Below are 13,250 nucleotides of genomic sequence, written 5' to 3' on the forward strand. Positions count from 1 at the left end.
CATTCGGGCGCTGGCCCGTGTCAATGGCCTGATTGAGCAACTCAGAGAGACCTAGGACGACCTGGCCACGGCGCGTACCAGCCTCCGTCGGATGATCCGGCCGAAAAGGCGGGCGGCCCGGTGCGTGAGGGGTCGACGCTGCGTGTAGAGCGGCGGCACCTATAGAAGCCGCCGCTCTACACGCAGCGTCTTGCATTTCGCGAGGCCCCAGGCCGTCGCCATGTCCGGCCGCGCCGCCTTCGCCGGCCACAGAACGCTCCAGTAGGTCTCAGGCCCGTCGAGGTGCCAACCACCTTTCCGCGCGGGCCTGCTTGTCGGAGTCTCCAGAACTGCGCGCGTGAGCCAGCAGACGAGCGCGCAGCGCTTCGGGCAGGCCCGCGACATCCCGCTTCTGGCGCGGGCGGGTCTTCCAGCCCACCAGATGCCGCACGGCCCCGGCATCGTGCCGATCCCCGGCCCGTGGGTCGACCAGGCCGGTGAGCAGGTCGGCGGTCGGCACCCTGCCGAGCAGTTCGCCAGGTACGCCCTCGTGGACGGGGTAGCCAGAGCAGCGCCCGCTGCCGGATCCGTACCACTCGAGCAGGGCCAGCACCCGCTCCACCGGGTCGGGGAACGTCAGCTGCAGCCGGTCCGTGAGTTCCGCGAGCAATTCGGGAGAGGGCCTGTCACCGGTGCGGGAGAGGTCGAGGATCCGTTCGGCGGTCCCCTCCAGTCCGGCGGGCATCGCGGCCAGCCAGTTGCGCCGCTCTTCGGCCCTTTCCTCCGCCCGTAGCCGGTCGGCCTCGAACTGCTCCATGGGGCCGGGCATGCGGTGCCCGGCCAGCCACGCCAGGAGCAAGCGGCCGTCGGCGAGGACGGCGTCGCTCTCCCACTGCCCCCACCTCAGTGTCGCCCCGTGGTGCAGGACGACGACTGCGAGCCGCTCACCGGAACGGTCGGACAACTCGAAGCGAACGTCCCCGAGGCACATGCAGTGGACCCCGGGCAGGGATTCCACGGCCATGGCGGTCCTCAGCCGCGCCGACTCCGCCGGATCGGAGAGGTCCACGCGGATCTCTCCGTCCACCCCGAACCTGCCCACCGAGCTCAGCTGGACCACGTGCGTCTGCTGCAGCACGCTGTCCAGGGCTGTCGTCCCGTCCATGAACCGATCCCCCCTGCCCGGGCCGCAGGCCTCCGCTGCACAGCCCGCCCGATTCCACCCCAGCGCCGACCGCCTCGCAACCCGGTTCCGCCGCGCCCGTACTTCAGCTCGCACGCCGAAAGGCGGATTCATCCGGGGTCAAGGTGAAGCCGTCCGTGAACAGGGTGCCGTCGTCCCGGCAGGCCCAGAGAACGGGTTCGGCATGGACGGACGCCGACGACGAGCTTGGACTCGAGACGAAGCTGTTCCAGAAGTGGAAGCAGAGCAGGATGTCGTCACGTTGGTCGGTCGCGTAGGCCGGTGTCTTGGGGTAGTTGGCGTTGTTTCCCCGGAAGAGGTCAATGGGCGGACCCGAACGTCATGGCGACGTCGCTGAGGAGACGGTCCTTTCGGCACCAGGTCTCGCTGACACGACGGAACTCGCCGTGCTCAGCCGACGTGAGGGTTCGGTCGTGTCGCAGCCGCCCCTGACTGGTCGAAGCACGAGCATGTGTCCACCCTGCAGGCCCCGCTCACACCTGGGTTCAACCTGAAGTTTCGCCCCAGCAATTCACGTAGAGCCTGGGCTCTTCTGCGTCCGTCACAGCGCCAAGATACGGAGCTTGCCTTGAAGCGTCACAGTGATTACGCGGGTTCGGAGTGCCTCGTCGGACGGTCAGGGGATGCGGTGGCGTCGGGGCCGGGCTCCCCGGCGCCCGCCGTGGACCACCACACCATCGCGCCCCGAGCCGTCGTGCCGTCATGCCGACGGCCCCTCCAGGTGAACACAACAGGTTCGCCCGGAGGGGCCGTTGTCTGCGGTCCTGCCTCCCGAAGGATCAGCAGGATCCTGCCGTGCCCCCGCGGGGCACGGCAGGTCCGTCGGTCATGTCGTGCGCTGCGTCCGAGGGATCCACATGGGCTCCGCCCAATCCGTCAACGACGACCAGAGTCCGCCGCCGACGAGGCCGGCTCCGTTGTCCCCCTGGCTCCACGTGCCGGACAGGGGCCAATGGCCGGATCCTCCGTCACCGCCGTCTCCGCCGTGACCTCCGGCCGCGGTCGGCCGGTGATCGCGGTCCGTGCGCTGGAACCCGACCGTGTAGGTCCGGGTGACCGAACCGTTGGCCGAGGTCACCTTGATGGTGCGGGTGGTGAACCGGGATCCGGTCGACGAGAGGACCGAACTGCCGTCGGTGACCTTCACCCGTGCACCGGACTGGGCCGGTACAGCGGTGACGGCCGGGATCCCCTTGTTCTTCGGCCAGTCCACGACGTACGTCGACACGTCCGGATCGAACCCGCCGATCGCGACGCCTCCGACGGTGATCGCCTTGGCGTCGGCGACACTGGCCTTCGTGGCGTCCGAGTGGTTCGTCACCTTGACGGACCCGTCGGCGCCCACGACCACCTTCGCCGCCATCGCCGCCGCCAGGTTTATCCGCTGCCAGCTCGCCTCGCCGTCCGCGGTGAGGTCGAGCGGGTAACCCGAGTCCGTCGCGGTCTGCTCGAGGACCTGAGTGCGCTGCTCTGCGGTGAGGTTCGGGAAGGCCGTGATCAGGAGCGCCGCCGCGTCGGACGGTGTCTTGAGGGTCTGCCCGGACTTGCCCACCTGAGAGAACCCGTAGGTCAGGCGCTGCGTGTACAGGTCGACGTCCTGCGTCGTGCTCAGTCCGGCGTAGGGGTCGCCCGCGCAGGCCGCGAGCGTGTCGCCGTAGCCCTCCTTTTCACAACTGGCGAGAAGCACGTTCTCCATCTCGGTGTGAGCCTGCATCAGCAGCTCCGCGAAGTCGGGGTCGGCCCACCGGTGCGCCACGGTGGCCTGGCCGGTGATGCGGCCGCCCATGACGTCGAGGGGGTAGTGGAACCCGAGGACGATGCGGTTGTTCCCGTACTCCGAGGTGCGCGCCAGGATCGACGGTGCCAGCTCCGGCAGGAGCGTGGCGAGGATGGTCCCCGCCTCGTAGCCGCCGTAGGTGTGGCCGCTCGGGTACGAACCGCTGGTGGTGAGGCTGCCGTAGGAGCCGTCCTGCGACTCGTAGATGTCCCCGCCGTCGCCGACGAACCCGAGCCGCACGTACGGGCGCAGGTAGCCGAAGTGGTCCTTCGCCGCCCCACCCTTGTCGAGGCCCTGCGTGACGCGGCCGAACAGCGCGCCGGTCTTGGGCAGTTGGCCGCCGTTCAGCGCGTCGAGGTAGATCTTGCCGAGCCGGGATCCGAGTCCGTCGGCCATCGTGACGGTGGAGCTGTTCGTCGCGTCGACCTCGGCCCGGTCCACCTCCTTCTGCGTCGCCGCGTTGTTGATGCGCACGGCGATCTGGTCGTTCTCAGCGGTGAGCGGGGTACCGGAGGGCACCTTGGTGTTGGCGCCGAGGATGTCGGAGCCGAGGTCCCGGACACCGTTGAGCAGGCCGTAGAAGTAGTCGGTCCCGTCGCCGGTTCCCGGCCAGGTGTCCGAGGCGTAGTTCGCCTTGAGCGTCTCGTCCGGGAAGGGAGAGGGCTCGTACGCCGGGTCGGAGGCGTCCGCCGAGGCAGGCGCCGAAGCGGTCGCGGCGGGGTCGTCCGAAGTGCCCGCCAGGGTGATGGCGGTGACGGTGGCCGTGTGCGCCTTGGCCTTGCCCGCGGTTGTCAGCAGTGCCGTGTCGGCCGTCGCGGGAAGGTGCGCGGTGGTTCCGTCACCGAGGGCCACGGTGTAGCCGATGATCGGGAATCCACCGTCGCCGGCGGCGCGCCAGGTCACCCGGACCTGCTTGCCGTCGGTGATCACACCCGTCACGGTGGGCGTCTGCGGCCTGCCGCCGTCGGCCACCACGGGTGCCGTGGCGGCGCTCGGGCGCGAGGCGCCGAACGTGTTCACCGCCTGGACGCGTGCCGTGTACGACCTGCCGGATCGCAGCCAGGTGAACGTGGTGCTCCGGCTGTCCGGATCGTCGATCTCGACCTGGTGGCCGTCGTCGAGGGTGACCTTGTAGCCGGTGACCGGAGAGCCGCCGTCGTCCTTGGGTGCGGACCAGGCGACCGTCACGCTCGTGCCGGACGACGTCGCCGACACCGCGTCGGGCGCGGCCGGCACCGTCTTGGGCTTCGTGGTGAGCGCGGACTGTGCATGGCGAAGGGCGTCGTACCGTGCGGTGAGGGTCGCGTCCGTGGCCGTGTCGTCCGCGATCGCGGTCTTCGCCGCGGCGAGTGCGTCGGTGAACGTCTTCCATGACGCGTCCGTGTAGCGGTTGTTGTCGAAGGCCGACGCGGTCGCGACCAGGTCCTCCAGCTTCAGCCTCGGCAGGGGGATCAGCTGGTTGGCGGCAAGGGTGAGGCTGCGCGTCTGTGCGTCGACTTCGGTCTGCGTCGCGTCGTCGGCGTCGACGAGGGTGCGTGCTGCTGCGAGTTCGCGCAGGTACACACCGAAGTCGATCGCGTTGTAGCGCTCCGCGTCGCCGGAGAGTCCCTCGTACTGGTCGATCGCCTTCCGCAGGGCGGACTTGTCCGTGACGGCGGGCGTGTCGACGTGGTTGAAGGTGATCCGGCCCAGGTTCGCGACGTACGGGTGCGAGGAGTCCGGGGTCGTCGTCAGCCGCATGTAGACGGTGTGCGAGCCGGTGATCGCCTTGGGCAGCGTCAGGCTCGTCGTCCCTCCGGACGACCACGCGGCTCCCGTGACGGGCAGCGGCACGGTCGCGTACGGCGTGCCGGGGTTGGCCGCGTCGAAGGAGTCCAGGTAGAGCTGGACGGCCGAACCGGTGCCGCAGCGGGCGGAGTTGTTGACGTAGGTGATCGTGACGGTGCTCTTCGGGGAGTTGCCGAAGTCGATGTCCCCGTAGTTGAGCCAGGCTCCGTTGTAGGTGCCGCCGAGGTCGGTGGCGGAACCCGCGCCGGTCCAGCCGACCGGCTCGCTCTTGAGCCCGCCGCCGCTGTTGGAGTGCCACGCGGTGGCGTCGAAGCCCACGGGGGCGTCGGCGTCCTGCGCCAGGGTAAGCGAGTAGATGTTGCCCACGTAGGGCTGGGCGCTGGTCTGCGTGCTGGAGACGAAGGCCGCGTACACGTCCTGGACGCCGGTGAACACGCTCCGGTCGAGCTGCACGGTCGTGGTGGCGATGGTTCCCCAACCCGAACCGCTGTACTCCAGGGGGATGTCGACGCGCTTGGGGCCGTCCTTCGAACCGAGGTGCAGTTCGATGTGCGAGTCCGACGCCGCGCGCGACTGCGGCTTGTCATAGCGGACGGTGACGGTGTCCGCGCCGTCGCGCAGGTTCGTGTCCTTCCACTGCGCCCAAGCGCCGTTCGTCACGTTCTCGAAGATGCCGTTCGAGAGGTTGAGCGGGAGCGAGCCGTCGCCGGTCGTGGTGCTGTTCACCGCGGTCAGCGTGGCGAGCGTGGTCGACGGCGACGAGGAGACCTCGTTCGGTGAGAACCGGTACCAGTCGAAGTTCGACACCCACTGCTGCCCGGACGGAGCGTGGAACACGAACGTCGCGCTCTTCGCGCCCAGCAGGGCGTCCGGGTCGGTGACGGCCGCCTGCACCGTGGTGTAGTACTGCCATCCGCCCGTTCCGGGAAGGGAGGCGGTGGCGACGACGGGACCGTCCGCGGCACCCGCGTGGATGTCGACGCTGCTCGGCTTGGCGTCCGTCGGCTGCGAGTTCGCGTAGCGGACCGAGACACTCCGCGGAGCGACCCCACCGAAGTCCAGCTTGGCGTACCGCTCCCACGCTCCCTCGGTGACGCCGCCGAGGTCGCCGTCCGAGTAGTACGCCTCCTTCACCAGGCTGGGGCCCTCCATCTGGTCGGGGGCCTCGGCCTGCAGGACGGCGTAGCCACCCTCGTCGATGGTGAGCGCATCGATCGCGGAGTGCAGCGCGTCGTCCGCGGCCATGATCGTGCCCGTCGCGGAGGTCGTGTCGGCCAGGACGGTCCGACCGCGTTCGAGCGCCGACCGGAACACATTCCAGGAACCGTCGGAGTAGTTGCCGCTGCGCACCAGCAAGGCCTGGTCGACCAGTGTGCCGAGGGCCTTGCGATGCACCGCGGCGGCGGAGATGAGCAGCGGGTCGGTCGGGGATATCCCGGTGCCGCTCACCGTCGCAGCCCGCACGCCGTGGGCGAAGGCCGCGTCGCGGAATGTGATGCCGAAGCGCGCGTCGACGTCAGTGGTGCCGGTGAGCGACAGCGTCGCCGTCCGCTTGTCGCTGACGCACAGGTCCGCCGTGACGCCCTTCGGCAGTCCGGTCACGCTCGCCGCGCCGGTCTTGGTGAGGCTGGTTCCCTTGTGAGCGGCGAACGACGCCGGTCCGGACAGGGTGAGCTTCACGCTGCCGTCGACGGTGCCGTCCGCTGAGGTGTCGACGGTGCCCGGGTGGGCGGAGACGACGGTGTCGCCCTTGTCCGCTCCCGTGCCGCCGTCACCCGTGTCGCCCGAGTCGGTGTCCAGCGAGTACGCGGGCTTGGTGTGGGCGCCCCACTGGGAGGGCTTGGAACCCATGGTGAAGTCCAGGGTTCCGCCGGCGATGATCTGGGAGTAGTCGAGCCACGTGTTGTCGAACCGCTTGCCGTTGAGGGTCGCGCTCTGCACGTAGTAGTTGCTCGGCGACACTCCGTCGGCCTTCACCGTGAACCGGCTGCCGTTGGCGTAGGTGATCGTCGTGGAGTCGAAGAACGGGCTGCCGATCTGGAACTGACTGGAACCGGCGGTCACCGGGAACAGGCCCAGGGCGGCGCCGACGAACATGGTCGACATGGTGCCGGCGTCGTTGTCCATGGTCGGCAGGAAGCCGTTCGGGGACAGCTTGTAGACCTGGGTCTTGATCGGCGGGGTGAACTGACCGCCGGAGCTGGGGGCCTCGTTCGTGGAGCCCGTTGCGATGTAGCGGTTCCAGGTCGTGCCGGTGTAGATCGACCGCACCCACTTCTGCGTCAGGCTCGGCTCACCGACGTAGTTGAAAAGGTAGGGGGCCTGCAGGTCGATCTCGTTCGCGTTGGAGTGCAGCATGGTCGAGCCGTCGTCGACACTCGAGTCCTCGCCGAACATGTGCTCGACCGCAGCCTTGCCGGCCTTCTCGCCGCCCATGGCCGTAATGAGACCGCCCATGTCGTACGCGTCGTACCAGTGGTACTGCCACAGCGTGCCCTGGTAGAGGCCGGCCGCCTCGAACTTCTCGTAGTCGGCGCTCTGCCAGTCGCCGCCTGCGGCACGCGGGGTGAGCAGACCGACCTTGGTGCCGTCCCCCGCGGTCCAGGCGCCGGACTTCACGAGGTTGTCGATCGCCATCGTCGACTGGGTGCGCAGCTTCTTCGCGTCGTCCTTCTTGCCGAGCGCGTCGGCGATGATGGAGAGCGCCCACTGGTCGTAGCCCCGCTGGACGGTCGTACCGGGATCACCCGCGACGTATCCCTGCCGCAGCTGCGCGCCCGTGTAGAGGCCGCTGTACGACAGCAGCGCCGGGTAGGCCTCGTCGAGCCGGTCGAAGTTCTTGTAGCCCTTCGACAGCGCGTCGGCGACCAGCACGGCCGACCGCTCCCAGCGCACGGTCGGAACCGAGTGGGTGAGGCTGCCGAGGCTCTTGCCGGAGGTGTGCACGTCGGCGAAGAGCTCGATGAGCGACTGCATCATGTCCCGGTAGGTGGCCGGGTCGATGTAGGCCTCGACGGAGTACTTGCGGAAGTCGTCCCAGGTGGACCAGCCGTCGTAGTACGTGAAGCCGTTGGCCTTGTGCACCGCTCCGTCCGCGCCGCGGTACGTTCCGCTGGTGCTGGTGGCGTTCACCGGCAGCGCGTACATGCGGTACAGGTGCGTGTAGAACTCCTTGGTGAGCGTCGACCCGGGGTCGGACTTCGCAGAGGAGTGCACGTCGACCGTGCCGAGCGCGCTGTTCCAGTCCGCCTTCGACTGCGCGCGCGCCTGGTCGAAGGTGAGGTGACCCACCTCGTTGCGCTGATCGGTCGCGGCCTGTTCGGCACTGATCAGCGACAGCGTGATGCGCAGTTCGATGTCGTCCCCGGCGGACTTGTCGAACCCGAGGACGGCGCCGGTGTCGGACCCGTCCTGCGTGGTCGCCTCGCTCAGCTTGCCGTCGTTGCCCCAGCTCTTCAGCGAGGTCACGGGGACGTTCGTGGTGGCGTTGTAGTACAGCTTGTACGAGGCGCCGTTGAACGAACCCGCGATCAGTCCGGCGATCGAGGTGGTCCCGTCCGGGAGCGTCGTCGCCTTCATGGTCGAGCGGGTGCGGCTGGTGAAGTTGTTCGCGAGGTCCAGGACGAGCTCGGGGTTCGACCCGGCGGGGAAGCTGTACCGCTCGAGCGCCGTGCGCGTCGTCGCGGTCATCTCGGCCTTGATGGTGCCGGAGTCCTGCTTCACCGACGACGCGGTTCCGGAGATCGCCCCGAGGCCCACCTGATAGGAGCCGGGCGACGCGCTCTCGTCGTCGTGGCTGTACGCGTGGGCGTACGTGCCGGCGGCGGGGCGGCTGTCGTACTGCACGGACGTCGGGACGACCAGCAGGTCGCCACCACCTCCGGAGCCGCCGACGCCGTCGAGGTTCGTCGCGGTGAACCCGGCGATGTGGTCCTCGTTGTAGTCGTACCCGGTGTGGTTGCGGTTCGGCGTGGTCAACGGGTTGACCTTGGCCAGACCGTGCGGCGCCTGAGCGCCTGGCAGGTCGTTGCCGTCGTCGCCGGCGGTCGACACGAACGGGTCGACGAGCTTGGTGTAGTCCGTGCCGCCGGATGTCCCTGCGGACCCCGCGGACGAGGTCGCGGCGGGCAGTGCTGCGGCCGCGCCGCCACCCGCGAGCGCGGCAACACCGAGCGCTCCGGTCAGCAGCGCGGCCACCGCCGCCCGCAGTGGCCGGCGCTGCCGGCGGGCGGGTCTCGGAAGGATCCCGCGGGGCAAGGGGGTATGAGATCTGATGGGCACGTAACCTCTCCAGCGTCGCGATACGCACGCACGGTCCGGCCTCACCAGAAGACAACGTTGTCAGCCCGGCCGCCGGGCGTGCAACCCAGACTGAGTCGGCAGTGGACACACGGGATTGCACCCGCCGCGTTCACAACCGTCCGACATGACACATGGAGAAGGCATACAGCAGGCCAACAGCGTTCGTACAGTACGTGCGTGCCGGACGCCGCGAAGACGACGCACCGGCTTCGCGTACGGCGCGGCTCCGTGCGTACGGGAGGTCCCCGGTGTGCAGGTCACCCCGGCACCGGGGTGTCCGCAGTTCGCCGACGTTCTCTACTGGGACAAGCCACGGCTGATCGCGTCTCGCGGCAGGGCTGTGGCCTACCTTGTCCGGTCCGGTGCCGACAAGGCAAGGCGCGTCGTGGGCTGGGACTCATCCCCGTGTGGACCTACACCTGTTGTTCAACCGGACACCCCGCAACGCGGACTTCCACTCCGATTCGACGGGCTATCGACTCGGTCCGACGGTTGAGTCCCAAGCTGTGCCTGCAGGGCAGTTCTGACACCTCGCGTTGACGGCGGTCCACCTCCCACCGGTCACACCGTCCCATGCGTCGCCGAGCGCTGCCCGGCGACGAGCGCGGAGGCCCCGCCGACGCGCAACAAGACACCGAGGCGCCCCGATCCCCCGCCGCGCCGACCGCCAGCCACAGCCCGCCTCACTTCCCTTTTTCTGTTCTGGGGTCGGCTGCGAGAGGTGCATAGGGGGATGTCGGGCTGCCGACCATGCTCGAATGCCGTGGTGGCCTGCGGATACTCCGTCAAGCGCAGGATGGGTGCGGACGGTTGTCGGCGGGGATGTCGGCGGGGTCTACCAAGGCGTTATGGGCGGGGTCGGGGGCGGGGTTATCGCATCGTGACGCTGGTCGGGCCCGGATGGTCGAGGTCTTGGTCGGGGCCGGCTGCTGCTGTGGCCCTACACGCGGCGCCCAAGGGGTGGCGTCGCACGGTAGGGAGGGGACACAGCGATGGTGAACGGGGATGCGGGAGGCGGGGACCGGCTGGCACTGGCGGTCCTGGCGCAGCACCGGATGGCCACCACGCAGCAGGTGCACCTCATGATCTCGCCCGCTGCGCGGATCGAGCAGACCAGGCGGCGGCTGGTGAAGCTACGCGGTGAGGGCTTGATCGACCGTGTGACATTGCCGCAGGCCGGCCGGACGCGGGTGTGGTCCGTCACCCAATACGGCGCCGAGGTCGCCTCGGAATGGCCGGAGTTGCGGGACTGGCGGCCGCCGAGGCTGAGTGCGGATCGAACCGCTGCCCGGCTGCGTGTGTGGCACGCCCTGGTAGTGACGGAGACTGCCCTTGCGTTCGTGCAGGACGCACGACGCCGCGGGGACGTGTGCCAGCCGCTGGACTGGATCCCGGAGGTCTACCACTCGCTCGGGGGCGGCGAGGCCCTCACACCCGATGCCCTGCTGTACTACCGATGCCAGGCCAAGGACAGGGATGGGTGGTCAATGCTGCGGGCGTTCGTGGAGGTCGACCGGGCCACCCTGGGGCCCGAGCGCCTGGCCGCGAAAGTCAGCGCCTACGAACGGCTGTACCGGCACGTCCCCGCGGTTGTCGGCCGACCCCGGCCCGGCAGCGAGCTACCGGTGGAGGAATGGCGGCGCCGGTATCCGGTGTTCCCGCGGGTGCTGTTCGTCCTTGACGGCACCGGGCCCACCGGCATCGACAACCGCATCAGTGCCCTCCACGCAGGCGCCAAGCTCGCGCGAGCCGATTTTCTGCGCGATGTGCCCATGCTGGCCGCCCCCCTGACCGACGTACTTCGAGGCGGCCTCTCTGCGCCCGTCTGGCGGCCCGTGACGGACCCGGGGCAGCAGGTCAGCTGGACGGACTCGCTGCGGGGCTGACCGCACGCCCCCATCCCTCAGGAGGAGAGGCCGTTGCGTTCGGGCCGATCAACGGCCCGGACGACGTGGCGATCGGCGTGATTGGTGGCCACCGGGCAGGAAAGGGCAGCACGATCCGTCTGCAGACCCTAGATCTAGCTCAAGACTGTCCGCGCTCACTACCCCGAACTCGACGCACTCAACGGCATCGGGCCTAGGTGATCACTTCCCAGGGATGCCTGCGGAGGGTGTGGGGTGGGCGGCGGCCAAAGCCACCGCGAGACGGTCATGCGGCGGGCGGCCGACCCTGGTTGTCGAGGTGGCAGCGGGCGGTCAGGCGTCAGGGTCGACTTCGGGGTGCGTGAACCGCACGGGCTTGCCCAGCGACCGGGCACAGGCGATTTCGGCTCGGGTGCTGTCTCCGATGTAGTCGCCGACTACGAGCACCTCATCAGCGAGCCGGATCTTCGCCCGGTGCAGATCGTCGAGTCGAACCTTCAGCGCCTCGGCCTCGACAGGATCGGACCAAAGTTCGTGCGGCGACTTCATGTCACAGCCCGGTTTGACGACAATCTTTCCGGCTTTGGTCTCCCGCAGATCGGCCTCGGTCATCTCGGTCATGAAGCGGGTGGAGCCACAGATCACGACGATACGCGGGAGGCTCAACAGCTTCTTCGCGTCGGCGAGCTTTTCCTCGGGGGTGAGCAGTTGCGGGTATGACACTGGTTCCTCCTGGTGGTGTGGTCCAAGGGGTGCCTGCGGAGACGAGAACGAGGGTGTCCAAGATCGTTTTGTGACGAACGATGTGGACACCCTCGCGACAGCACTCTATGCGCCGACCGACGACATGCTGAAGGAGCATCCCGACCTGGCGCCGTGGCGCCGCGGTCGGCTTTACGCCCCGCCTGAGCGATGCCGAACTGGTCACCCTCGCCACGATGCAGGCCATACTCGGCTACACCTCCGAGGCCAAATGGCTCCGCCATGCCCGTGCCCACCTGCGCCACCTCTTCCCCTACCTGCCCCAGCAGCCCGGGTACAACAAGCGGCTGGGCAAGGCCGCCGGTCTGATGCGAAGCGTCAACCGGTTCCTGGCCACCACCTCGGTGTGGAGCGACGCCGTATGGGTCGTGGACTCCACCCCGGTGGAATGCGGCCGTTCCCGCGAGACCGTCAAACGCTCCGATCAGTGTGGTGGATCCCGCCGCACTGGCGGCGGCCCGCGCGGAACTCACCGAGGCCTCCCACACCCCTGAATCCGCCGCCGCGGCGTCCTCCCTGGGGGCGCTCACCCTGCGAGAGGGCCTGTGTGTTCAGGTGCTGCGCGAGGGCCCGATCGAGAACGAACCCTCAACGGTGGGCGCCCTCCACCGCCATCTCGACGTACAGGGCCTCGTCCCCGCGGGCAGGCACCACGAAATCTACCTCGTGCCGTCCCACACCGCTCCCCCGTCTGGGCTGCGCACCATCCTGCGCCAGCCGCTACGCCGATTGGGCCGGTGAACCGGGCGCAAGGCAAACTCACCGCCGGCTGAACGAACGCACGAAAACAACGTTCGCCCCGGCGGAGACTCCGTCGGGGCGGACGGTCCTGATTCTGTAAGTACCGGTTCCGGACGGAGCGTTGAGCTCGGTCGGACTGTTCGAGTGCGGGGTTCGTGACGCCTCCTGTTGACCCCGCCGTCAAGGCCTTCCAAAAGACCGGCGGGCGGACCCTCGCGATGGGTGCGTGGCGGCCGCGCCGCATCGCTCCGCTTCGCCGAACAGGTGCCGTTCACCTCGCTGAACGCCCTGGAGGCCGTGGCGTGGCCGAACACCGAGTGGCCGGTGGCACACTGCGCGGCAACCGCCCGGCAGGCCGCGAAATCGGGTGATCCCGTCACCGTCCTCTCACTCGATCCCCGGCTGTATGCAGGCACCGGCATTATTCCGCGCAACCCTGCAAAGTAACCACCAGCAGATACAGTTGGCGGAACTGTGCAGCGGCCCGGCACCCACGTGATCTCATCAGCCGGGTCCGCTCCCATAAGTAGATCCGAGTACCGAAACGGCCGCCGCTGAGGCAGAATCCCCCGTATCCCCCGCCCTCATCTGGGGAAACGAGGGCGGGAAGCCTGAGGGGAGCCCGGGCTGCAAACCGCCCGCCGGCTCAGCGTTCGCCGCGTTTTCTGTCTCACCTTCGAAGTGGACTTCTTCGGGAAGCACGGCTTCGTGGAGATCGGTGAGACGCCCGTGAACACCGATGTGTACGCGGAGCTGATGCGTTCCTATGACGAGGGTGTGGCGGAGTTCCTCGGTCTCGAACGAGTGAAACCGAACACCTTGGGCAACAGCC

At 68.8% G+C, this 13,250-nt stretch carries 6 protein-coding genes and 2 pseudogenes; 5 read left to right on the forward strand and 3 right to left on the reverse strand.

Going from position 1 to position 13,250, the window contains the following annotated elements; translation table 11 throughout:
* Window positions 1-268 precede the first annotated feature (268 nt).
* Window positions 269-1,144, reverse strand: a complete 876-nt coding sequence (locus ADL25_RS15445; RefSeq protein WP_059128303.1) for a hypothetical protein — start codon at window positions 1,142-1,144, stop codon at window positions 269-271.
* An 865-nt stretch (window positions 1,145-2,009) separates the two neighbouring features.
* Window positions 2,010-9,029 carry a glycoside hydrolase domain-containing protein gene (locus ADL25_RS15450; protein WP_059128304.1) on the reverse strand — a complete coding sequence of 2,340 codons (7,020 nt, stop codon included), beginning with the start codon at window positions 9,027-9,029 and terminating at the stop codon, window positions 2,010-2,012.
* 1,013 nt (window positions 9,030-10,042) lie between these two features.
* Between ADL25_RS15450 and ADL25_RS15455 the strand changes: the two genes are divergently transcribed.
* Window positions 10,043-10,936: a replication-relaxation family protein gene (locus ADL25_RS15455; RefSeq protein WP_059128305.1), complete on the forward strand. Its 894-nt coding sequence runs from the start codon at window positions 10,043-10,045 to the stop codon at window positions 10,934-10,936.
* 312 nt (window positions 10,937-11,248) lie between these two features.
* Here the strand turns inward: ADL25_RS15455 and ADL25_RS15460 are convergent, their stop codons facing one another.
* Window positions 11,249-11,638, reverse strand: coding sequence for a hypothetical protein (locus tag ADL25_RS15460; RefSeq protein ID WP_059128306.1), 390 nt, complete (start codon window positions 11,636-11,638; stop codon window positions 11,249-11,251).
* Window positions 11,639-11,708: 70 nt separating this feature from the next.
* Between ADL25_RS15460 and ADL25_RS50520 the strand changes: the two are divergent.
* The 4 genes and pseudogenes from ADL25_RS50520 to ADL25_RS15475 form a co-directional block, all read left to right on the forward strand.
* Window positions 11,709-12,111, forward strand: a pseudogene (locus ADL25_RS50520) (IS982 family transposase); the annotation flags it as partial.
* Window positions 12,110-12,418 carry a GyrI-like domain-containing protein gene (locus tag ADL25_RS46155; RefSeq protein WP_234380927.1) on the forward strand — a complete coding sequence of 103 codons (309 nt, stop codon included), beginning with the start codon at window positions 12,110-12,112 and terminating at the stop codon, window positions 12,416-12,418. The pseudogene ADL25_RS50520 and the gene ADL25_RS46155, both read left to right, overlap by 2 nt.
* 222 nt (window positions 12,419-12,640) lie before the next feature.
* Window positions 12,641-12,865 (forward strand): hypothetical protein, encoded by a 225-nt coding sequence (locus tag ADL25_RS15470; protein WP_059128307.1) that lies wholly within the window; start codon window positions 12,641-12,643, stop codon window positions 12,863-12,865.
* Window positions 12,866-13,045: 180 nt separating this feature from the next.
* Window positions 13,046-13,250 (forward strand): annotated as a pseudogene (locus ADL25_RS15475) (N-acetylglutamate synthase); the annotation flags it as partial.

This window comes from Streptomyces sp. NRRL F-5122 (assembly GCF_001507435.1).
Classification (GTDB): Bacteria; Actinomycetota; Actinomycetes; order Streptomycetales; family Streptomycetaceae; genus Streptomyces; species Streptomyces lannensis.